This window comes from Microscilla marina ATCC 23134, from assembly GCF_000169175.1.
Classification (GTDB): Bacteria; Bacteroidota; Bacteroidia; order Cytophagales; family Microscillaceae; genus Microscilla; species Microscilla marina.
Genome location: NZ_AAWS01000002.1, coordinates 11,106 through 35,471 on the forward strand (window position 1 = coordinate 11,106; position 24,366 = coordinate 35,471).

Below are 24,366 nucleotides of genomic sequence, written 5' to 3' on the forward strand. Positions count from 1 at the left end.
CCTTAGATGCCGATGCATATCGGTGGTACGAGCGACAAGCTACAAGTTTGCCCTTGTATTTACACTTGTCACTTAAAGCTTACTGCTGTATTTACACTTGCCGTCTGTCGCTTAAAGCTTGTTGCTTAAGGCTTACTGCTGTATTTACACTTGCATTACCGATATGCATCGGTATCTAAGGACTTGTCGCTTGTTGCTTATCCCTTGCCGCTTAAAGCTACCCCCGCCTTCACCAAATACTCATAATACACCACTGCCTGATTGTAGGCAAGTACTTGTGCCCAGTAGTTTTGTTGGTTTTGTGCCGAAAGATGGAGCGTATTGAGCAATTCCAGGTACGATGCCCCTCCCGTTTGGTAACTCAGTCGGGCAATGCGCTCCAGTTCAGGGTTTACCCCAATGAGTTGTTGCTGATAAAACTGCACCCCTTCGCGGTAAAGCCGCACCGCATTTTGGGCAGCATTGATGCTTTGCTTCAATTGGAGTTTGGTACTCTGGTATTGGGTCTCGGCAAGTGCGGCTTGTATTTTTTGTGCTTCTGCTTTGCGGCGGTTTTGGCTCTTAAACAAGGGAATTTGTACCCCCGCCTGAATCCCGTTTAACCAACCCCCTTCGTCAAATTTTTGGGCAGCATAGCCCAGGCTAACCTTGGGTTGCACCCTCGACTTAATCACCCTTACTTTGGCGTTTTCTATAGCAATGCGTTGTTTGGCTTGCTGCAAACTAAAGTTATTGGCAGCGCTGGAGGGTGTGTAAGGCAATACCAACAAACTGTCTTGCGTGGTCAGGGGTTGGTTCAAACCAAGCAAGAGGGCAAGTTGTTGCTCCAGGCTGCTTTGTTCCATCTGTGTTTGCCGCTTAAGCAACTGATACTTATTGAGTTGCGACTGTATGCTTAATCTTTCTATAGCATTGGTTTCGCCAGAGGCTTGCCGGGCTTTAGCTTTTTTCAAAAACTGATCGTAGGTAGCGGTCAGGCGGGTATACAACCCCACCATCTTTTGCTTGTATTGAATGTTCAAATACAATTGCTGTACCTGCCATTTAAGTTTAGCGGCTGCCACGTTTTTGGCCAGGTGGTTTTGCACCAACCATTGTTTTTGCAAAGCATTCCGGGCTTTGGCGGCACCCATTCCTACAAAGTTTTGGGTAATATTGAGTTGGCTCACCCGCTGATTATTAGGCCTGTACAAACCATCGCCCTGATAAGTGATGTTGGTAGTGCCAGGGTTGTAGCGTTGGCGCTGTAGCACAGTAGTTTGTTTAATGGCTAGGTTTGCCGCCTGCATATCGGGGTGGTTCTGTAAAGCAACCGTAATGGCACTGTCCAACGATATAGCTGAAGTTTGCGCCTGTGCCGTACCCCAACCCATTGCCAGCAATGGCAACACCAATGCCCCCTTGGGCACCTTCAGGTTTTTGCCCCCTTGTTTTTCTTGCCAGCTTGCCAGCCAACTATACAAAATGGGCAATACCACCAAAGTAAGAAAAGTGGCGGTGAGCAGGCCCCCTATCACTACTGTAGCAAGTGGGCGCTGCACCTCGGCACCGCCCGAAGTAGAAATAGCCATAGGAAAAAATCCCAAAGAGGCCACGGCGGCAGTCATGAGCACCGGGCGCAGGCGTACCTTGGTGCCCTGTATGATGCGTTGTCTGATGTCAGTCATTCCTTCATTTTTTAGTTGGTTAAAATACCCAATCAACACAATGCCATTGAGCACTGCTACCCCAAACAAGGCAATAAACCCAATGCCCGCCGATATGCTAAAGGGCAAGCCCCGCCACTGTAGCGCCCATACGCCCCCAATTGCCGAAAGGGGAATGGCTGTAAAAATAAGTACCGCCTGAGCCACCGAGCCAAAGGTAAAATACAACAAGATAAAAATAAGCGCCAAAGCTATAGGCAAGGCTATCGACAACCGTGCTTTGGCAGCCTTGAGGTTTTCGAACTGCCCCCCGTATTCAAAGTAATAGCCCGCTGGTAGCTTTACTTCGGTCTCCAGCTTTCGCTGAATGTTTTTTACCAATGTTTCTACATCCGAGTTGCCCACATTTACCCCAATCACAATGCGTCGTTGGGTATTTTCTCTCGAAATTTGCATAGGCGCTTTTACCAACTCAATGCGTGCCACCGAGCTCAGCGGAATTTGCGCTTGATTGGGCAAGCTGATGTACAAATCTTTGACATCTTGTATACCTTTACGGTGCGCCTGGTCAAGCCTGATTACCAGGTCAAACCGTCGTTCACCCTCATAAATAATCCCCGCTTTTTCTCCGGCAAAAGCCGCCCTGATTACACGATTTACCTCTTTGATGTGCAACCCATATTGCGCCATTTTTGCGTAGTCATAGCGTACAATCACCTGAGGCATGCCGGTCACTTGTTCTACATTGACCGTACCCACTCCGGGCACCTTACCAATGACCCGTTCGGCAGTTTTGGCACTGGCAAAAAGTTGGTCAATATTGTCTCCATAAAGCTTAATAGCAATATCGGCTTTGGTGCCCGTCATCAGTTCGTTGAAACGGAGCTGAATGGGTTGCGAAAACTCATAGCCAATGCCTGGAATATGCTGTAGTTCAGCCGCTATTTTTTCAAACATTTCCGGGCGGTTTTGCGCCGATGTCCACGCTCGTTTGGGGCGCATGACCAATACATAATCACCAATTTCTACGGGCATAGGATCGGTAGGAATCTCGGCAGCGCCTATGTTTACTACCACATCGGTAATTTCGGGAAACTTGACCAGCAAACGACGCTGAATCATTTGAGCAGTGACCACACTTTGGCTAAGCGAACTACCCGGAGGTAAAATATGCTGCATGGCAAGGTCGCCTTCTTCCAGGGTAGGAATAAACTCGCCCCCCATTTGGCTAAAGCCCCACACACTGAGCCCAAACAAGCCTATAGTGGCCGCCACAAACCACACTTTTAGCCTTAAGGCAAGCTCCAGCAAAGGCAAATAGGCCCGTTGGCAAAGCAAAATAATACGATCGGCAACAGTTGCTTTGCTTACTATTTGTTTGCGCAAAAACAAGGCAGACATGGCAGGCACATAAGTAAGTGAAAGCACGAGTGCCCCAGCAATGGCCAACATCACGGTTTGCGCCATAGGCTTAAACATTTTGCCCTCTATGCCCACCAAGGCTATGATAGGAATGTATACAATCAGGATAATTATTTCGCCAAAAGCGGCAGAGTTTCTTATTTTTTGTGCCGAACTAATCACCGCTTCGTCTACTTGAGTTTGGCTGAGCTTTTGCCCGGCAAAGTTTGCCTGAAAACGATGCACTATAGCTTCTACTATAATGATGGCACCATCGATGATGAGCCCAAAATCTATAGCGCCCAGGCTCATAAGGTTTGCCGATATACCCCACAGGTTCATCATAGACACCGCAAACAGCATAGCCAATGGAATGATCGACGCCACAATGAGCCCGGCACGCCAGTTGCCCAGCATCAACACCAAAATAAACACCACAATGAGCCCACCTTCTATCAGGTTTTTTTCTACCGTACCTATGGCGGTGCTAATGAGCTTGTCGCGTACTAAATAAGCATCTATGATTACGCCTTTGGGCAACGATTTCTGAATTTGTGCCACCCTGTCTTTCACCCTTTGCGTCACTTGTGCTGAGTTGGCGCCTTTAAACATCATTACTTTGCCGCCTACGGCTTCTTCGCCATTGCGCACCAGCGCCCCATAGCGGGGTGCCTTGCCAAACTGTACCTTGGCAATGTCTCTAACCAACACAGGTACATCATTTTTGTTGCTCACGACTATTTGCTCCAGGTCGCGGCGCGACTTTGCCACCCCCTCTGAGCGAATGTAGTAGGTATAGGGTGTTTTTTCGATATAAGCCCCTCCAGTATTTTCGTTGCTGTTGGCAAGGGCACGGTATACATCGTTGATGCTCAGGCCCATAGATTTAAGCAAAGCGGGGTTTATCGCCACTTCGTATTGCTTGAGGTAGCCCCCCATAGTATTTACTTCGGCCACCCCCTCTATGCCCGCCAATTGTCGTTTTACTATCCAATCTTGTATGGTGCGCAAATCGGTGAGCGAGTATTGTTTTTCGTAGCCTTTTTTGGGGCGCACTACATATTGGTATATCTCGCCCAACCCTGTAGAAATAGGTGCCATTTTGGGCGTACCCAAGCCCGTTGGAATAGCCTCGCGGGCTTCTTTCAAACGTTCGTCTACCAATTGGCGCGCCAGGTAAACATCGTAGTTTTCGGCAAATACTACCGTGATCACCGAGAGCCCAAAGCGCGAAACTGAACGTATTTCTTTGACTTGCTGCAGGTTTTGTAGCGAGAGCTCTATAGGGGTGGTAATAAACTGCTCTACCTCTTGCGTGGCAAGAGTAGGCGATAGGGTCATAATTTGTACCTGGTTGTTGGTAATGTCGGGTACTGCATCTATGGGCAGTTGGTGCAGAGAAAATACTCCCCACACCACCAGGGCTGCCACCAACAGCCCTACAACGAACTTATTCCGGACAGAATAAGCAATGATTTTATCAAACATATATTTTTAGTTAGAATAGTTGATGGCTTATATAGCTTCAAGGGACAAGCTTCTATAGCTTCAAGTAACAAGCGTCAAGTCGCAAGTGTAACCAGCGCTTCAAGGTACAAGCTTCAAGTTTAACTAGCGCTTCAAGTAACAAGCGTCAAGTCGCAAGCAGGGTTTTCTTATAAAAGAATCTTTAGGAGAATATACCCCCGAAAAACCATATTTCCGCCTCGGGCAGTGTCTCCACGCCCGATCGAAACCTTGTGCTTGCAAGCTTCAGAGATGTTTCTCACTTTTTATAAGAAAGCCCTAAAGTCGCAAGTGATAGCTACTAGCATATTTGCAAATAAGAGAAGTTAATAAATAACTCAAGTTACACAGTTTTCTGAAGGCCGCATGTTTCTATTGTTGAATGGCTATATTGTTGCGCAATGCGTAGCCCAACCATTGAGCAATAAAGCCATATAACCATCAAAATAAGTAGGTCTGCGTAACTTCAGTAAATAATGTTTGATTAAACGGTGGGGGGGTGCCAAATACTGCCCAAATACTCTTGAGAATAACTGGGGGCGTAGTGGTCTTGGTAAACCAAGGCAGGCATACGATGCTTTTGTAACACAGCTACAAAAACGGTCAATGAAATAGACAGGCCGCAGCATTGGCAAGCACAAAACGGTGAACAAGTATCCTGGCTGTCTTCTGAGTGATCGTGACTAGCCTCCACCTCGTCATGCGTGTCATTGTGGGCTGATTGTTCTACCACCAAACCATTTTCACACGTAACCCCGTCGGTGCAGGTGAGCACTGACATGGTAAGTATCAACAGGGACAATATAAAAGCGGTGTATTTCATCTGCCAGCAAAGGTAAATAAAATATCGGTGCACAAGTGTTGCAAGTAAGAAATATGAAACCACAAGGTGTTTCAAACCTCCTTCTTATCATACTTTAAACAAAGTATATTTAACTCAAAAACAAGCGCCCACCATTGGGCAAATAACGCATAAAATGGTAGACCGTAGCCGTTTTTTGGTCAATCGCTGCGGAGGAGTATACTTTGTCAAGTAATGCAAACAGTTGGGTTTTGATAAAATGCTTTACTTCTATAGACTGGGTCAAGTCTCCAGACCAATGATCGGTCAATAGTTGGCGTTGGGTTTGTTTCAGGTTGACCAACAGCGTTTGAGCGGCTTGTTTTACCCTTGACTTTTGGTCGGGTAGCAGGCTCTCGTCCCACAACAAGTCAAACACCTGAAGCTCAGCTTCGGTCAGCCCCTCGTGCCGGGCCCGCTTCCCTTCCAGGCGTAGCTCCTCTCCGTATGCTTTGAGGGTGGCAAAAAAATGAGTTGGCACTTGGTTGCCATCATATTCACCCACAATGGCTTGCCACCTCTGAGCAAAGCCAATTCGGGTGGAGTTAAGCGCCAACAGACGCCTGAGCTCTTGCTGCAAAAATGCTTGCATATCTCTCAATGCCAGGTATTGATACGGCGTTTGATGAAAATTTGTCGCCACTTTTTCAAAGTCAACCGTTAGTATATCTAACCTTTGAGCCTGTGGAGGGCTGTGTTCGGCCACTTTAGCCCACTCGGCGACAGCACCTTGTTTGGGCAAAGCCCCTTTAAACAATTCGCTGTGGGCAAGCGAGGCTACTTCATAAATTCCCCCCTTATTTTGTCTAAACAGCTGCGCCTGCAAATACTGATACACTTCCCTTATTTTTTCAAAAAACGCTGGCGTATTTTCCAAAGTTTGGGCAGCACGGTAAAGGCGGTAAATATGGTCGGCTTTGAGTCTCAGCGCAGTACTTAGTTGCTCGCTTTTGGCGAGTTGGTTGGCTACGCCCATCAAATGTGGTATTTTAGTCAGAAGAGGATCATTGCTTAGTATAAGTTCCATATTACCTCCGTGTTGGCTCAAAAACTGACGACTTTCTTCTATAGCCTGCTGGAGCATTTGGGGCAAAGGCTGGGCAGACTCAGGGGCGACTGTCAGTGAAGCTTGGGTGGTTGCCAATGCCAAATAACTTGCCTGAGGCAGTGCTTGCTGTATATGCTCCTGATACACTTTGTGCTGCTTGGTGAGTGTTTCGTCTATGAGTACCACCAGGTTTTTCCGGTTACTCAACCAGCCAAAAGGCGCTTCTTTGGGTGTACTCAAATGCTGAATAAGCGTAAAAACCACCTGATTATTTTCTTTGGTCAATATGGTTCTCAAGTCATCGGGGTTGTTTGCTTTGTGAATACCCACCCGGTGAGCCTCCAGTAATCTTTCAAAAATATCCCAAGCTTGTTCCCCCAGTGTTGGACGATCGTGCACCACCACAAAACTATAATTTGTGGTAGCACGGTGCAGTACTTTTAGTATAAAAAAGAGTTCAGACAAGTGCGGGTGATCCCCTTGGGTATACGAAAGCACGCCTAGGTTACCTGCCAGTTTATAACGTTGTTGCAATGCGTCAAAACTTTTGTTTACACTCAGGTATTGGTGATTTTGGGCGATTACTTTGGTTTTTTCTTCGGCAAAAAAGACAAAGTGATGGACAATGTCGAGTAACCGGGTTTTTTCACACATACTGTAGAGGGTTTGTGCCAGACCATTTTCAGCCGTTAAAGACTGGCGGTCGTTGCTCGCTTGTTGCCAGGGGTGGTAGCGATTCCACTCGGTATCAAAACTCCCTACTTTGGTTTCTTGTGCACCCGCCAATATCACCCAGGCATTGAAGCCAAACAAGGTGGGAATGTCGCGTTTGTAGCGTTGCAAACGGTCATAGGCAAATAGAGCCTCTTGTTTGGTGTAAAGCAGCACTACCAGTACTAAAGGAATGCCATTGACATACAGCAGTAAATCGGGGCAGCACAGGTCATTGATTACCACTGGGAGCCCCGCCACTGCCATAAAATGATTGAGACCAGGACGGTCAAAATGAATGTAGCGTACTTGATAAGTTTGCTCGTTGCCCCGCTCGTTTTTGGCTGTCACCCCATAGCCTTGTACAATCAACTGATGGACTTGCTTGTTTGCCAACAGCATAGGCAGATGGGTACGATTGGTGGTGAGTGCATGGATGGCAGCATCTATCAACTTAGCTTTGCTTGCCTTGGGCAGGTGATCGTTTAACCGATGCATTGCTTGCTGTAGGTGTTCGAGGCTGATCACTTCTTGCGGAGAACCACGTCTAAGTGGATCTTGAGCCACTTGCCAGGGTGTATTGTGGAGCTCAATTGACTGGCAGTCAAGGTATTCGTCATACCCCAGTTCATGAAGCAATAGGTTGATTGCCCGCGATTGCATATCATTTTCAGATACAGGTAAAGCCATTGGCAGATATTAATGGATTTTTTTATAAGGTGTTTGCGCGGGTAAGATACGTTTTTTTAGTTAGGTTAACCAAACCCTCAGGCTGGCTTGTGGCACAGTTCGCAAAGTGAATTTAGTTGAATGGAAAGGGGAACCCTTGGGAGGTAAGCTACCGTTGGCAGTGGTTTGCTATCTGTAAACATGCAAATGCAGGAGGGAAAATTAGCGCAGTATAAAAATTGGGTGGTGGGTAACCGTTCGCTCAAAGTAATAGGTAGTAAAACCAGCTAAAAGCCCCAAAAGAGACAGTGTGATTGTCATCTCTTTTGGGGCTTGTTTTAAGTATAATACCCAATTGTTGCCATTACCCGTACACTAACTTCTTTGTATGTCTACATCTAAAAGCCATCACTAAGCTTGCCCTCCTCCTCTTGGTCTTAAGCGCAGCTGACCAAGAGAGCGAGTAACAATAGCGAAGAATGTGCATTGTGTTGGTCTTGCCAAAAGCCCACTACAAGTAGAGCTTTCTTATAAAAAATGAGAAACCTCTCTGAAGCTTGCAAAGTATGAAGTTTCGATCGGGCGTGAAGACACTGCCCTCCGAGGACAAGCTCGGAGCAGGCGAGGCGATAATGTGGTTTTTCGGGGGCATATTCTCCTAAATAGCCTTTTATAAGAAAACCCTGCCACTACAAGAGAGAGTTATTTGAGGCGCTTGAATTACTCAATACCTTCCTTCACAGTGAGTTTGTATGGGTTTTCAATCAGACTTGGCATAATATTTTTTAATGAATTTTCAATGGGCATGCTCAGGCACTGAACAACGCATGCTGTGTCGAATATTGATGATGTGCATCACAATTAACCCAACAGAACCGGCATACGCTAGGTAAGTAAGCCAAACAAAGGCATCTTCGAGAAAGATACCCAAGGTAAATAAAACAAATATTATATAAAATGCCCACTTCATGCGAAGTGTTACATGCGAAGAGCGTGTAGCGAAATATACTGCAATTAAGCTAAGCCCCACAAATACATATTCCAAAAAATGGAGTTCTTCATCAATAAACTTGCCTACCACTGGTTGTATGCTGACCAAAATGGGCAAAGAAATACAGTGAATCAGACAAAGAAATGAGCTGATAATGCCTAATGTATCAGCTTTTTTGAATAAGTTATTTCTCATAAATGCGTATATATGCAATGTTGTTGCAAATGTAACATAATAACTTTACTTCGCAAAATCGTTGGCATTGTTCGGCTTTTTTACTTTTCATTGTTTTTGCTGAAACCGATGCTTGTTTTCACTAAGCCAGGCAGAGAACCTGCGCTCAAGTGGGTTGAGCGACATTGCCAGCAAAATATTCATAAATAATTTAAACACAGGCACCCCTCCCGAAATATTGTCTACTGAAGGCTCAAGGGTAATCATAAAAAACTCAAAAACGGTAATAATGGTGACAAAAGTAATGATGCTTGAGTAACGTTCAAACCGCTCGAACCGACTGGACACTGCCGAGGCAATGACTAAACCTGCCAACACCAATACTTCTAACAAATAAAACCACCACCTTTTCCAGAAAGGAGGGACCACCCTAAAGCGTATTTTTTTGACAGGGCTTATTTCGCCAATCGCATTTTTTGCCCTTAGTTCCAAAGTGTGTTTGCCACGGGGCAAAAACGTAAACTTAATTTCGGCGTTGTTTTTCCACTCGCTCCAGCCTTTGGTGAGCCCTTTGATACGATACTGGTATTGGGTAGAGGCTTCATTTAAATAATGTGTAGCGCCTAGTTCAAACGTAAGACTGTAGGCTTTAGCTCCTTGGTATAAGCGAATATTGTCGAGCTTGAGGTTTTGCTGTTGGTGATCAAACACCCTGGCAACCAACACATCGAACCCGGTACTGTCTTTGGCCGACACTGGAGCAATGCGAAGTACCTGGTTTTTGTCAACCACCCATAAATTTTTTGACTGATCGTGGTAAATGTCATTTACCTGGCTACACAATGCCAAATGTGCTACCTGACTGCTGTCGGCCAGGTTGAGCCATTTTTGCTGTAAGTTGGTCCATACATTGGCTCCCTGGCGTTGCACCATCTGGTAGGGCAAGCGCACGTCTTTGAGCAATGAGTCGCGGTAAAACTGCTGTTTTTTAGCATCTAAACGATACAAACCATTAGACAAAAACAATACGGGGGCTTGTCCAATGCCCACCACTTGTACATTTTCTACATAATAACGGGGCAATTGATACACTTGATGACTTTGGTACTGTCCCTCTGGGGTGGTGTGTACTTTAATTGCTTGATTGTCGCTCCCCAGCCACAGACTGTTGCCTATAAAAGCCATAGAGTACACCGCTGACTTGATGGCTGCAAAGTCATCTTTTAGCTTCCACTTTCCCCCTTGCTTTGTTACACTTTTTACTCCTTCACTGGTGGCTACATAGGCCAATTGATCATTGTCAGGCGATTTTTTGACCTGGTGTATATACACCTCTTTCAGTACTGGTACTACCTTTCCGTTTTGGTATACATACAAGCCTTGGTTGCTGCCCAACAATAGTTCATTGGCAGTAGCGACTATTTGCTTTACCCTTGCCGAAAAACCAGGAATTTTATGATAAAAATAAGGAAAAGAACTCAAAGCGTACAGTTCTCTTTGCAATAGGTTGCGTTGCCTCAGCGGTACTTTTGGCTGGGGCTTGGGCGGAGCTTTGGGCTGTTGGCGGGGTTTTACTGTTACCACTACTTTTTTCTTGCCAAACACATTGTTGATAAGGTTACCCACTACCGTTCCTCCTACTTTCTGCGACTGCAAAGTAACCCCGCCTGTTCCTCCTACTTCTTTACTAACCACGATGCCTTTTTGTTGTTGGCGTTTAATGGGGGCTACCAAGTCTTGAAAACTACGCGTTTTTTTCAACTGAAACAGCCCCTCGCTGGTGGCTACGTACAATTGTTTTTGCCAATAAGTAACCGAAGTAGGGTTGCCCACCAAACCCGGATAATGAGTAAAGTTAGTCACAGGGGCACGCAATACCGCCCGCGAAATGCCCTGCGTATGTACAATCCATAAGCCCTGGCGATGATCAGCCGCCAAAGTTTGCACCTCGTCGTCGGGCAAGCCCGTTTGGTGGTTAATCATATACAAGGTTTTGCCCGATGTAGGCGCTACTATCAATACCCCACCGTTGAGCGTTCCCAGAGCCAATTGCCCTGAGCCAAGCAAGGTTCCTTGGGTAAGGGTGTGTTCTTCTAAATATTTTTGGGCAGCAAGCGGAAGTACCGTCCATTGGGCTCCATCAAACTTATACACTTTGTTTTGGGCAGTCACATAGAGAAACCGGGCTGAAGTAAAAGCTGATAAAACCTTTATTTTGCCAAAATCTACCTGAGTGTTTACTTTTACTAATGGGCTTGGTTTTTTGTCTTCATCGCCGCCATCTTTGGGGGGGGCAGGCACTTGGTGCAAGCCTTTGTTGCGAATGTTTACTAATACTTTTTCCTTGAACACCATCAAGCTCTGAAAAGCCTGGTTTTGCCATACCCTTCTTACTTTTCGTTGCGCACGGTCTACCTCTACTAATACCTTATTGCTCAAAAAATACACGAACCTGGCATTGCCTTTTACAAAATGAAAATCGCCTATCTCTTGGGGTATTTTTTTAGATGAGCGACTCAAACTCTGAAAACGGTATTGGCGTGAGGGCAATAGTTGTAAAAAACCAAAACTGGAGCGACCTCCAGTGTATACTACCGTAGAGTCGTCGAGAAGCGCATACAAGGTAGATTGCGCCTGAATAGGTTGCCACTGTTGTCCATTATATTGAGCTGCACCTCTGGCGTTTGCCAACAAAATAGTTTTATGTTTGGTTTGCACCAATGCATTGGTTTGTACCCCGGTATTTGATGGAGGGTAGTTTTGTAAATGCACGGCTCCTTCTTGTGCATAACCTGCTGACCAACAGCCCAGTAAAGCCATCAGGTAAATTATTTTTCTCAATAACATAGAGTAGCGGTTGTTAATTCGTTGTCAATGTGTTTTTTGCGGAAAACATACACAATATTTACACCAAAAACAAGCGTTCGAAAGGTACAGTTTTTGGCACAAGCCACCAAAGAATGGTAATAAATAAAAGAAGGGGTAGGTTTTGAATCGCTTTGTGATAAACCACTCGCTTTAGGTTTTGTTTTTACCTCCAGCTTGAATACAATTTGTAGTTTTTAAAGTTCTATCATCGATTCGGAAGTTTATTGGTGGCGGTTTGTCTTAAGGCATACCAGAAGCAATGACCCAATAAAACAACCCAAGACTTAAAAGCTCAAGAACAATTGAAGTACCCAGAAAAATTAAAAGACCAATCCACCCACTCCACTTTTGGCACATAATTAGCATAATACCTAGATGTAATGTTACTACACTATGAGCAAACAAAGGGTTGATCCCGATTATATCTTGCCCATGTGGTACAGTGCGTTTCTGTCAACAGATGAGGAAGATTTGATTCAACAATTTTTAAACCACGCAACGTTATGGAAAAAGTATTCAGAAGTTTTGGTTTTGTGTATGCCCTTGTCAGCAAAACCATTGAAAACATGGGGCTTATTCTTTTTTACATTGCCCTGTTTTATTGTGTCGCCGTCATGTTCTTTTGGCGATAATTCAATTTTTTTTGTGTTATTTTGTGTAAATAGTTTTTAGTGATCTTTCATAAATAATTTGAGCCATTAAAGTGTATCTATTGCCCTCATTCTTCTCAAAAAAAAAGCTTCATAGCTTTGGCTATGCACCGTTTTTTTTGAATCGTCTGAGAACAATATATTTTCTTGAATTGGCACATCTTATTTTTTCCAGATCACTTATCAAACTTCAAACACAAAATAACACATATAATAATGACGCTCGAAACCCTCATATCAATTTATCAACGCGACTTAGATAAGCTCAAAGAAGAAATTCTTGCCTACCCCCATGAACAAGACATTTGGAAAACCGCTGACGGCATTAGCAACTCTGGCGGCACCCTTGCCTTACACCTTATAGGAAACCTCAATCATTTTATTGGTGCCAGTCTGGGCAACACGGGCTATGTGCGCGACCGCGAAGCAGAGTTTGCTCTACGCGATGTGCCACGCCAAAAGGTAATAGCTGATATTGACGAAATAAAGCAAATAGTAGGCGAAACATTGACCAATTTGCCCCTGGCGCGCCTTACCAAAGCCTACCCACTGCCGTGGCGAGACAAGGAAGTATCAGTTGATTTTATGCTCATTCACCTTTTATCTCACCTTGGCTACCATTTGGGGCAGGTCAACTACCACCGCCGTATTTTATCTGTCAAATAAGATTTTTGTGTAAAAATCACCGTTCTTTTAAGTCTTCCTTACGGAACATTTAACACAGCTGCGCCTGAGGGCATTTTTCAGTATTCCGCAAAACGAGCTTAGAAGGTTGTTCTGCGATTATTAATGACGCACTGTCTTTTGGTTGCTTGTGAAGACACAAGCAACGGCGTAAGTGTTGGTTCTAAAGTGTTAAATTCCATTCAAATGCCTTTTGTAGGGGCAATCCTTTATGGTTGCCCTGGCCGTAGTAAATTTCATCACCTCCTGGCGCAAGTCTCCAGACTTGTGTCCATCGTAGTAAATTCAAGATTGAGTATTTGTTTTTTGCAAAAACATGGAAGTGAGCCATCCCGAACTTGCTTCGGGGCAAGATGCTCCGAGAGCAAGCTCAGAGTTTTGAAACTTCCTCTATACAAAGGCACAAGTTACGCTACGCTAAACTTGCGCCAGTGAGGGGTTAGTCGCATATCTGAGAAAGCATCAAAAAGCCCAAATCATCTTTACCTGATTTGGGCATTGGTTTTATAAATACTCCTCACTTGGCAACCTGCAACCAAAATATGGGCTGAATTTGCTTGTTTGGACACAAGCTGCAAGCTTGCGCCAGAAGGGGTAAATTTCATCACCTCCTGGCGCAAGTCTCCAGACTTGTGTCCATCGTAGTAAATTCAAGATTGAGTATTTGTTTTTTGCAAAAACCTGAAAGTGAGCCATCCCGAACTTGCTTCGGGGCAAGATGCTCCGAGAGCAAGCTCGGAGTTTTGAAACTTCCTCTATACAAAGGCACAAGTTACGCTACGCTAAACTTGCGCCAGAAGGGGGGGTGTTGCCCTTGGGCACTTTTATGAGCCACCTCGCTTTGGCGTTGTGCCGTGTTTTCTTGGGTTTGTATTGCCCCTTGGTCTTCGTTTTGTTGTGGTTGCTTATGTGTATGCATTCCCTGTTTGATTTATTGAATTATTAAATAGCAGGAAGGCAAATTATCAACGTGCCAGATAGCATCCAAAAACATGGTCTAAGTGGTCGTTTTTGTGGCATAAGGGGTAGGATTTACGGGTTTGACCGAAAGAAAACAAGTGGTAAAGGCAAAATTGGTCTGCCTGGCAAATGCGCGTTGGTGGGTAATCGTGCAAGTCTATTGAGCCATTCGGCTAGAAAGCCTGGAGACTTTTTTTATTTATAAGTTTCAAGTGCCCTTACGGAACACTTAAAACAGCGTGGGGCTACCGACTCCGGACTAATTAACTCCGGACTAAACTTTCAAGTGCCCTTACGGAACACTTAAAACAGCGTAGAACAACAAAAGCCTTCCCTTATAAGGGGCAAGGCTTTTTGCATTTAAATAAACGGGATAGTCTAAACTCTCTACAGCAACAGCTGTGGTTAGGCATTGGATGCGACCAGTGGAGTTACCTCTGGAAAATCTACTGTAGTTTCGGCAATGTGATTAATGTAGTTGGTAAATATATTTTTTGTCACGTGCCCTACCAATTCTACTAAAGCAGCCTTGTTATAACCTGCCGCAAAAAACTCCTCAATCAATGCCTGGTCGGGCAGGCCGTTTTTTTCGGTAATGGCTTTCGCCAATTTAGTCAAGGCACTCAATTTGGTGTCCTCTATTGCTCCGGTTCTTAGCTGCACGGTTTCTTCTTCTGTAAATCCCACCATTTTGCCTATAGCAGTATGGGCAGACAGACAATAAGTACAAGCATTTGACTCACCCACTGCCAAAGCAATGGCTTCGCCCTCTTTGGCGCTAAACTCTCCTCCATTCAGGTTATCACCCAAAGTAAGCAAGGCGTTCAACCCCTTGTGCGAATGGGCAATGGTAGCATACAAATGAGGTACTTTGCCTACTTTCTTTTTCAATGCATCAAAAATACCTTGAGTTTCAGGAGCTGCTTGTTCGCGAGTTAAAATTTCTAAATTTTTCATTTTGTGTGAAATGTTTTGGTTTAATAAAAGTTTGAAAAGTAACTTTATTTGTTACATTTGAGTGTCTTAAAAAACGGCTACAAGTGCCGTGTTGGTAATAAAACCTTATTGTAACTCTTTTTGTTACATTAAAAACTTGATCCCGTCAAAGTATTTTATAAATGACTCATTATCAATTACTTAAAAACTGTTAATGTAATGTTAAGCATAGGGTGGGGTAGTGTAGAATGAAAGTCTAAACAAATTTTTATACCAAATCGTTGCCATTACCCATACACTAAATTCTTTGTATGTCTACACCTAAAAGCCATCCCCAAGCTTGTCCTCTCCTCTTGGTCTTGCCATGAAGACCACTACAAGTGAGTTTGTATGGGTTTTCGATCAGACTTGGTATATCAATACTCCGCAGTGATTTTAGTCAAAGTTGTTTGCTGATTAACTTTGTTGAGCTCGCCAGAGGCTCGGTTATCAGTCATTGATGAATTTAAAAACTGTTTAATTGGGTGTTTAGGCATAAAACCGAAACACTTTTAAAAATAAAGTGAGTATACAATCTTAAAATACTGGTTTACAACATTTAACAAGGTGAACATTTACTCGAATCAGCTATGGACTATCGACTAAATACTATGGACTATTGTATATACCTCAATCGCTTTTCAAAACAACCACAAAAAAAACGACTGCTTACCTATGAGTAAACAATCGCTTGTGTAATATAACCGAAGTTATGGGTGTTGTAAATCACTTGTCAGGCACTTACAAAAATTGCTCATGCCGCTGAGAGGATTCACTTTTGTCTTAAGAAATTTTCAACAAAAATCTGATTTCTTCAAATCGGTAATTTTATTCAACCTGGCAGATAAATCGCTTACCTTTACTGGAGCCAATGCCGACTTCATGGCCAATTCTGCCTCAGAGTAGACCCCGTCGACCAACTCGCTCAGGTTCATGCTTACCACACATTCAGGATTTATTTTTTTTGGCTTATAAAACAAGTCGGTCTCACGTACTGCCTGATAAATGTCCCAAAGCGAAATCTGATTGGCAGGACGTTTCAGAAAAAAACCACCTTTGGCTCCTGCTACACTGCCTATAATGTCATTGTCGCGTAGCCGGGCTACAATGCGTCGAATCACTACTGGGTTGGTCTTTACGCTGTCGGCCAATACCTGCGACGATATCAGCTTTTCATCTCCTTTTATTTGCATAAAAATACAAATATGTATGGCGGTAGTAAACCTTCCGTTGGCTTGCATAATTTCCTGAATATTGTGAAAAATGTGGGTTGTATACTTTACTTGCTAAAAGCGAGCATCTTGCTCTACATACGAAACCGTAACTTATATAGTTACATCTTTGCCGTATCCATCACCATTTCAGTTTCTTCTTCGTTGAGCCAGGCGTTGATCAACACCCCCGAAATAGAGACCAATGACGACAATAATACTTCTTCTTTGGCGACAGCATCTTTGAGTTGGGCACGGGTAAACCAACGGGCAGCTTCCAGTTCCTGATCCAGCAATTCAAAGGCTTGGTGGGTGGCTTGCGCCTTAAAGCCCAACATAATAGATCCCGGAAACGGCCAAGGTTGTGACGATTGGTATTGCACCTGATCGACCTCTAGCCCCACCTCTTCCATTACTTCACGCTGAACAGCTTCTTCCAAACTCTCGCCTGGTTCTACAAAGCCTGCTACTAACGACAACCTTGTGCTGGGTTGCCAATGGGGTTGGCGCACCAACAATGCCTGGTTTTGGTAGGTAATCATGGTAATAATTGCCGGGTCAGTACGTGGATAATGTTTTTTACCACAATCGGTATTGCTGCACACCCGCACGTGCCCTGCCCATTGGTTTTCGGTAGCACTGCCACACCGCCCACAATACAGGTGGTTACGGTTCCAGTAAAGCATTGCCTGGGCATAACCCAATATGGCTGCTTCGGCGCGTTCGGATGCCTGACTTGCTTGCCTCAATTTCTCAAAATTGCCTTGTTGCTGCCAAAAAGGATGCTCATCGGGCGCCTCTTCTGCTACCTCTATAGCAAAATAGTGGTGGGCTTCTCTAGTGCCCAAAAACACCCACTTACTTTGGTCTTGCACCAGGTGCTGGGCTTGGGCTATGGGCACAAATACTGGTTCATTGCCTTGCATCAAGTGCTTGCCTTGCCATACTGGGACTACATAAGTAGGCGCATCGGCAGCCATTATTTCCTGTAGATTAATCGTAGGGCGGTGATTAGCAAGACGGTCTAACGGATTGCTGGTAAAATAGTTTTGCCTCGAGCAATGTAAATGATTCGTCATAAATTAATTATCAGTAGTTATTTAAGGCTGTACGAAGTTTTAAAAATCTTTGATATACAAGGATTTATATCTAAATCAAGTAAATGTAGGGGCAATCCCTTGCTGTAATGCAATGGAAGTTCGCGATTTATCGGAATGGTTGCCCACGCGAAGAGCAAACCTAAGTGCATAAAACGTCTTTTAAAGGAATAAACGACCTTATTTGAATTTGTTTTAATCCCGTAAAGTGTTTGTTATCAGTAATTTACAAAGCTTCGCGCACTTCTAGTAGTTATTTATCCCCTGAAAAGGTAACACAGCCTAAGGGCTTGTTTAAAACGTTGGCAACTATCATAATGGTTGCCAACGCTATACTAACGAATCAAACCAAATATTGTTTGGCAACTAACATTAGGTCAAATGATTTATAAAGTATTGCCCGCAGGGTACTTAGTCAACACTAATGATCATAAAGCCCGCCCAATCGAACGGGGTAGTTGCTTTGCCACTATTGAGCATAGCCAACTTGGTGGTTTGCAATGCCTTTGAGTACCTGCCTCCTTTTTTGATCTCTTTGTAAAAGCGAATCATAAAATCACGGGTATAAATCCCCAGGTTTTTCCACAAAGGATACACTACATTGTGTGCCCCGGCATATACAAAACCGTGCCCCAGACCAAAAATGCCGCCGTCTTTGTCGTAGTGCTCAAGACCAGGTTCACAATGACTCAATACTACCATATCTACCTCTAGCTTCATCTTAAATATTTCGGGATAGGTAATGCCTGTTTTAGACAAAAGTAACCGTGAACCTTCAGGGTGCGCCTTGCTAAACTGGGCGTGGGTAGCTATGTGCAATATTTCGCTGGAAACAGTCTTACCCAATAACTGCTTGCGTTGGGCGGCTCCTTTTACAAATACCTTGCGTCGGGGATACATGGCTCCAATGGTCTTTACTTCTTCGGCGCTTGCTGCCAGGGTTTCAAACTTTTTTTGGGCAAAGTCAACCGGGGCAATGGCTGTCCAGGGGCGTTGATAAGTACGTAATATTTTTTCGGCAAAAGCCAAACTGCCCGAGAAGTGATAGGTCACATTAAAACTTTTGAGCAAATAAGCCCACTGACTACTGGCAGCACTGGTGGCGGGTTGACGCAGCAGAGTTTCAAATGGTAACAATGTAAGCTCCTTGTCGGGTACAATAATGAGGTGTTTTTTTTCTTTAAAAACAGGCTCCAAGGGCTTAAGCAAGCGCTGATAAAGCTGGTAAGCCAACTTTTTGTACTGCCCCATGTTTTTTTGCTTGATGGCTTTGCGCATGCCCTTGATTTGCCCCACTACACCTTTTTTGGCAAGCTTGGTTACTTTAAATGTTTCGTTGGTAAGGGCAAACACATACACGCCTTTTTTGCCAATGAGGTACTCGAGCATCGCAGTTTCGGGCTCTAGCTGCTCTCTGATTGACTCGGCAGTTAAAATCTGGGCTTTAGGATACAGCGCCACTATTGCGTTCGACTCGTCTCGTTCGTAAAAATAAAAAGCTGTTTTGTAATCTTTCAGGGCAAGGCTTGCCTCTATAGCCCCTTGGTTTACCTTGTCGGCAAGTTTGCCCAACCGTACTCTTTGTGCTTGGGTATACACCTTCGTTCTAATGCTTTCTATATATTGGTCGCTTGCCTGGTAGGCTTGCAAGGCAGCCTGATGGTTGTCTATATTTAATATTTCTGCTTTGTTTGCCAACGACTGTAGTTTCTCCAGTTTGTCGGTATTGTTTACCTTGATGGCTTGCTCGTACAACTTAAGCGCACTGGGGTAATCTTTCTTAAGGAATTTTACATAGCCTTTTAGGTTGTACAATGCTGCCAAACGGTAGTCATTGTTGCCCCTCACTTGTTGGCGCAACACCAATGCCTTGTCGAAATAAGTCAAGGCCGAATCGAGCTGTTTTTGTTGAATAAACAGCTCTCCTACATGAATATAGTTACAGGTTGCCAAAGCCTTGCGGTTGATACTGATACTGGTAGCCAGGCTTTGTTTAAACATAGCTAGTGCCTCTTGATCGAGCCCTTGCTCTTGAAACATCAGCCCCAGCTCACGTTGCAAGCTTACTACCAGCGAACTACGTTTGCCATAAATTTTGGTATGCAAATCTATCGATTTCTCATAAAAATAGCGCGAAGAGTCATAAACCGCTTGTTGGCGGTAAGCCAGGCCTATATACTTATGTGCCTCGGCAATGCCTTCAGGGTCTTGAGCGCCTTCATAGGCAGTAAGCATTTGTTGGTAAGCTCCCAGAGCCTCATCAAACTTCTCTTGTTGGATGAAATGATCACCGTTTTTTTTGAAAGGCGCCCCTTTGTCTTCCTGGGCTTGCGCCAAAAATATAGAAAAAGCAATCAGTGTGATGGAGAGCAATGTCTTGCGAAATGATATAAGCATTGAAGTTTAATTTTGGTTATTTTTGAAAAAATGGTGGGTTGAAAAAACCTGATTCTATAAATAAAAGACAAAAATAGCATTTATGTAATAATGAATAGTAAAACGAGGAAAAATTTACGACTTTTTGGCTAAAGCTTGTAACTTGCGGAGTTGCAGAAGACAAGCCATCAAAATATACCTCAGACTCTTTTCAAGCCCTGATAAAAATGAACCCTACATTGGCCATTTATGGCATTCAAGACAGAAACAACCTGAAATACCCAGGCTATGTACACGATCACTCATTATGTATGATGCAAGCCGGACAAGTGGTGCAATGCTTACAACTGGAACGCCACACCCGCAAAAAATACGATCATCAAATGCCCCATCAGCTGGAAACCTTGCTCAATAAAAAACTGGTGCAGTTGCCTGCCAATTGCGACTGGGTATTTGTCAACTCGTTTGTGGGCAATAGCTTTATCAGTAAAAATGGCAAAATCAGGTTTGATGCCCTGCCCGAAACACAGCTGGGCACCGACGTAAGGCAAGGCTATGGCTGGCTGGAACTGGAAAAATGGCAGGGCAATGCCTTGAATGCCTATAGCATTTCGCATGAGTTGGCGCATGTATTTTCTTGTGTACCTTTTTTTGGCAATTTTAAAAATAACAGTCTGCTCATCAGCTTTGACGGGGGCGCAAGCCTGGGCAATTTTTCGGCTTTTTTGTACCATCACCAACAGCTACAAGTACTGCATTGCGACTGGGAACTCAAGGCGATTACCAATTTATTCAATGCCAACGGTTTAAGTTTTGCCCTTTTGGGGGTGCACCCCAAGCACCACAATAGCCTGGCGGGTAAACTTATGGGGTTTGCTGCGTATGGACGCTACCGTGCCGACGTGCTTGCCTGGCTGGAGAGCCACCAGTTTTTTGCGGACTATTGGACTCAACAACAAGTTTTTTACGAAAGTGCCCACAAACATTTTGGCTGGCAAGGCAAGGTGGGCAACCTGACCGACCCTTTTTTGCAAGACATTGCTTTTGCTTTTCAATATACTTTTCAGCAAAAACTTTTGGCGCGCCTGACCCAACTTCAGCAACAAGTAAAAGCCGACTATCTATATTACGCGGGTGGTTGTGCGCTCAATATTCCGGCAAATCGTCAAATAGCCCAATCGGGATTATTCAAACAAATATATATTCCACCTTGCTGCAACGATTCGGGCTTGGCGCTGGGTGGGGCGGCATTTCTGGAGTGGAAAAAAGGACATAAAATATCGTATCATTCGCCTTACCTCAACAATGTGGGGTTGCCCTCTTTCAATCCTCCTGACGACTTTCAGGTATTGGCGGCACGCATTGCCAATGCCTTGCTCGACGGCAAAATTATAGGGGTATGTCAGGGAGTAGCCGAAATAGGTCCCCGGGCGTTGGGCAACCGAAGTATTTTGGCATTGCCCAACTCAATTGATTTGGCAAAAAAGGTGAGTGAAGACTGCAAAAAACGAGCGTGGTATCGCCCAATAGCCCCCGTGATGCTCGAAAAAAATGCTCGGTTAGTCACGGGTTTGGCGCAAGTGCCTGCTGTGTCGCAGTATATGCTCAGTGATTTTGATATTTTGCCCGATTATCACAAAAAGCTGGAAGGAGTAGTGCACGTAAATGGTACGGCAAGGATCCAAACAATTTTTGAGCGGGTACAAAACCCTTTGTTGTTCGAAATACTCCATTGTTTGGATGCCCAGGGGGTATTGGGGTTGATCAATACATCGTTTAATGTTCAGGGTGAACCTATGGTACATACTCCAGCCCAGGCACTTGCCAGCGGCAAAGCTATGGGGCTCGATGGTATAGTAGCCGATGGAGCGTTGGTGTTATTTGAATAATGTTTGTTCTTCGCTTGGGTGACCACGCTGGTACGCCACTGCATTGCCCCACAAAACAACGCATCAACGCACTCAACCAACGGGAATCACCTACCAATTAACGGCCATTTCAACGGCACATCAATGCACTTTGGTAGAAAATTTTGAGCGTTTTGACTCAACTTTTCTTCTTGTGGCGTATTGTCAGCAAAGTTATTTGTGCACTTCTGGCAACATATACAAGAGTCGATAGTGTACGTGTACTCTAAAAGCTTCAAACATATATACTACGATGAAAAAGATAAGCATTGGACTGTTAACCATTGGGTTTTTGGTCATGAGTGTTAATACTCAGGCTCAAAAAATCGGGAAAATTAAAAGCAATGCTAAAAGTAGCAGCAATCATCGTAAAAGTGAACGGCGGTCATCGGGCAGTGGCGGTTCGGGTAGCTCAGGTTTGAGCAGTGGGTTTAACGGCGAAGTCTGCTTTGATATTTTTACAGGTTGCTTAGATATTTTGAGTACTGTCAGCTCAAACGACCACCAAAACACCTCTACACCAGCGTATGCGCCTACCTCTACCCCAATCCCTGCTAACAAAACAGAAGAAAAACCGGAGGTGGTTGCTCCGCCCCCAACAGTGGTACAAAAAAACCAAGCTACCCCAGTGTTACCCAAAAAGATAAAGGCAGTGCAACGCGCCTACTTTCAGGTAAAGGCAAGTTATGGTTTTTTGCCTAATAACTATGAGATATTTCGCCCCGGAGTAAGGGCACGCTTTGGTAAAAAACACGGGTTTGGGATGGCTTTTGACTATAGGTACAACTTCTTGCGAGAAAAGGTGCTGGGCGATTATACTTCTTACTTTACCCATGATATTCAAATTTTGCAGTTTGCTCCCGAAACCAATGGCGATGTAGAAATACGTGTAGGGGGAGGCTTTATGATAGATGAATTTAAAGAATTTTATCCCGAAATATTGGTAGGCTTCAGTGCGTTTGCCAATAATATGCAATGGAAATTTGGCTCTGAGCTACGTTTTGCTCCTAATACCACCAGTGGTGGACAAGCTCCGGCACGTATAGAATGGGGGACAAATGTACAGTATGCCCTGGTCAATCAACCTGAGTTTAAACTATATGGTGGCATACGCTCAAAGGTAGCCAGTTATTTTGGCGAAAACATCTGGAGCATTGGCGTTGGGATAAACATGCGAATATATTAGTGCCTTGAACATTCACGGTGGGGAGCATTAAACAGCCGTTTCAACAACGCAGTGCAAGTAATGTAGCACCTTCATAATATATGAGTGTCTGTTACTTGTGTGAATAATGAACAATTTTTACCTTGCAGCTGTTTACTACTCACAAATTCTCACCATACAACTTACATGTCTACTACACGCGTTGTTGTTTTTCTGGTATTTTACATACTGATAGAAATATACATTTTTTCGGGATTAAACCTTACTTTTAAAAACCCGCTGGGGCAAAAAATTCTTATAGGTATTTATTTCTGCTCGTTACTGGTCACATTAATTGGTATTATCACCATCTTTACTTCGTTCCCTAATGGCTACAGCAAAGTAAGCTGGACACAAAACCTGATACTGGGACTATTATTTAGTTTCTTTATTACCAAGGTGGTATACGCCGTATTTTTGTTGATGGTAGACTCCGAAAGTGTAGTGACCTATGTCATCCGACGGTTTTCTTCAAGCGACGTGGTTCCTTCTCTGCAAAGACGTAGAACCCTTAAACAAATAGGAGTATTGGTAGCCATGGTGCCACTCACTAGTTTTTTGTATGGGGTGTTCAAGGGGCGCTACAGTTATCGTTTGCACAAAGTATCTTTGAGTTTTCCTGACTTACCTGCGGCTTTTGATGGTTTTAAGATTGTACAAATATCTGATGTACACTCTGGCAGCTTTGACGATACAGCTGCTGTAAAACGGGGCATCGAAAAAATTCAACAGCAACAAGCCGACCTCATTTTGTTTACCGGCGATATGATCAATAACCTGGCAGAGGAGATAGAGCCTTATATAGGTTTGTTTCGATCATTGAGTGCTCCTTTTGGCAAATATGCAGTATTGGGTAATCATGACTATGGCGAATATATAAGCTGGGAATCGGAAGAAGCCAAAAAGCAAAACCTTGTCAAGTTAGCCCGACACCACCAGGCTATGGGATTTGAGCTCTTAAATAATGCGCAAGTACCGATCAAAAAATCCAATGAGCAAATTAAACTGGTAGGGGTAGAAAACTGGGGTGAAAAACCTTTCCCGCAAAAGGGCGATTTGAACAAAGCATTTGCCCAAAGTCAACCCAATGACTTTTCTATATTAATGTCGCACGACCCCAGCCACTGGGACCTAAAGGTGCTTGATTTTCCTCAAAAAGTACACCTGACTCTTAGTGGGCACACCCACGGAATGCAAATGGGTGTAGAGATTCCAGGGTTTAAGTGGAGCCCGGTAAAGTACCGCTATGACAAATGGGCGGGACTTTATAAAAAAGCAGAACAATATTTATATGTAAACCGGGGATTTGGCTTTATTGGGTTTCCGGGCAGGGTAGGCATTTGGCCAGAAATTACACTCATAGAACTCAAAAAAGAAAAAAGCTAAGTGATTTTTTTGGTATGGTAGTCATTCGCCCGTGGTCTGACTACCAAGGCTGTTTCCTTAA

The 24,366-nt window shown here is 44.2% G+C and carries 15 protein-coding genes; 5 read left to right on the plus strand and 10 right to left on the minus strand.

What is annotated here, in order from left to right; genetic code table 11:
* Window positions 1–197: 197 nt before the first annotated feature.
* The 5 genes from M23134_RS01400 to M23134_RS01420 all read right to left on the minus strand — a co-directional run bounded on the left by M23134_RS01400 (window position 198) and on the right by M23134_RS01420 (window position 11,834).
* Window positions 198–4,535, minus strand: a complete 4,338-nt coding sequence (locus M23134_RS01400) for a CusA/CzcA family heavy metal efflux RND transporter (protein WP_002693133.1) — start codon at window positions 4,533–4,535, stop codon at window positions 198–200.
* 502 nt (window positions 4,536–5,037) lie between these two features.
* A complete protein-coding gene (locus tag M23134_RS01405) occupies window positions 5,038–5,376 on the minus strand; it encodes a hypothetical protein (protein ID WP_157558288.1) in 339 nt (112 codons plus the stop codon).
* 109 nt (window positions 5,377–5,485) lie between these two features.
* Window positions 5,486–7,843: a type I restriction endonuclease gene (locus M23134_RS01410; protein ID WP_002693137.1), complete on the minus strand. Its 2,358-nt coding sequence runs from the start codon at window positions 7,841–7,843 to the stop codon at window positions 5,486–5,488.
* Between the two features lie 775 nt (window positions 7,844–8,618).
* Window positions 8,619–9,008: a MerC domain-containing protein gene (locus M23134_RS01415; protein ID WP_002693143.1), complete on the minus strand. Its 390-nt coding sequence runs from the start codon at window positions 9,006–9,008 to the stop codon at window positions 8,619–8,621.
* A gap of 87 nt (window positions 9,009–9,095) precedes the next feature.
* Entirely contained in the window at window positions 9,096–11,834 is a 2,739-nt protein-coding gene (locus M23134_RS01420) for a triple tyrosine motif-containing protein (protein ID WP_002693145.1), read from the minus strand.
* Between the two features lie 524 nt (window positions 11,835–12,358).
* Between M23134_RS01420 and M23134_RS42430 the strand changes: the two genes are divergently transcribed.
* Both M23134_RS42430 and M23134_RS01425 read left to right on the plus strand, forming a co-directional pair.
* Window positions 12,359–12,487, plus strand: coding sequence for a hypothetical protein (locus M23134_RS42430; RefSeq protein WP_002693149.1), 129 nt, complete (start codon window positions 12,359–12,361; stop codon window positions 12,485–12,487).
* Between the two features lie 234 nt (window positions 12,488–12,721).
* Window positions 12,722–13,171: a DinB family protein gene (locus M23134_RS01425; RefSeq protein WP_002693150.1), complete on the plus strand. Its 450-nt coding sequence runs from the start codon at window positions 12,722–12,724 to the stop codon at window positions 13,169–13,171.
* Window positions 13,172–13,961: 790 nt separating this feature from the next.
* On the opposite strand, the gene M23134_RS40850 is transcribed toward M23134_RS01425, so the two are convergent.
* The 5 genes from M23134_RS40850 to M23134_RS01445 form a co-directional block, all read right to left on the minus strand.
* Window positions 13,962–14,108 (minus strand): hypothetical protein, encoded by a 147-nt coding sequence (locus tag M23134_RS40850; protein ID WP_002693154.1) that lies wholly within the window; start codon window positions 14,106–14,108, stop codon window positions 13,962–13,964.
* A gap of 446 nt (window positions 14,109–14,554) precedes the next feature.
* Window positions 14,555–15,106 carry a carboxymuconolactone decarboxylase family protein gene (locus tag M23134_RS01430; RefSeq protein WP_002693156.1) on the minus strand — a complete coding sequence of 184 codons (552 nt, stop codon included), beginning with the start codon at window positions 15,104–15,106 and terminating at the stop codon, window positions 14,555–14,557.
* Window positions 15,107–15,918: 812 nt separating this feature from the next.
* The gene (locus tag M23134_RS01435) at window positions 15,919–16,365 is read right to left on the minus strand and encodes an Rrf2 family transcriptional regulator (RefSeq protein ID WP_002693160.1); all 447 of its coding nucleotides are present in this window, start codon (window positions 16,363–16,365) and stop codon (window positions 15,919–15,921) included.
* 92 nt (window positions 16,366–16,457) lie between these two features.
* The gene (gene nudC / locus M23134_RS01440) at window positions 16,458–17,414 is read right to left on the minus strand and encodes an NAD(+) diphosphatase (protein ID WP_045112811.1); all 957 of its coding nucleotides are present in this window, start codon (window positions 17,412–17,414) and stop codon (window positions 16,458–16,460) included.
* A 429-nt stretch (window positions 17,415–17,843) separates the two neighbouring features.
* Window positions 17,844–19,829 (minus strand): CHAT domain-containing protein, encoded by a 1,986-nt coding sequence (locus tag M23134_RS01445; protein ID WP_002693164.1) that lies wholly within the window; start codon window positions 19,827–19,829, stop codon window positions 17,844–17,846.
* A gap of 206 nt (window positions 19,830–20,035) precedes the next feature.
* Between M23134_RS01445 and M23134_RS01450 the strand changes: the two genes are divergently transcribed.
* The 3 genes from M23134_RS01450 to M23134_RS01460 all read left to right on the plus strand — a co-directional run bounded on the left by M23134_RS01450 (window position 20,036) and on the right by M23134_RS01460 (window position 24,305).
* Window positions 20,036–21,697, plus strand: a complete 1,662-nt coding sequence (locus tag M23134_RS01450) for a carbamoyltransferase C-terminal domain-containing protein (RefSeq protein ID WP_002693166.1) — start codon at window positions 20,036–20,038, stop codon at window positions 21,695–21,697.
* Window positions 21,698–21,968: 271 nt separating this feature from the next.
* Window positions 21,969–22,901 (plus strand): hypothetical protein, encoded by a 933-nt coding sequence (locus M23134_RS01455; protein WP_002693168.1) that lies wholly within the window; start codon window positions 21,969–21,971, stop codon window positions 22,899–22,901.
* Between the two features lie 165 nt (window positions 22,902–23,066).
* Window positions 23,067–24,305, plus strand: a complete 1,239-nt coding sequence (locus M23134_RS01460; RefSeq protein WP_002693170.1) for a metallophosphoesterase — start codon at window positions 23,067–23,069, stop codon at window positions 24,303–24,305.
* Window positions 24,306–24,366: the final 61 nt, after the last annotated feature.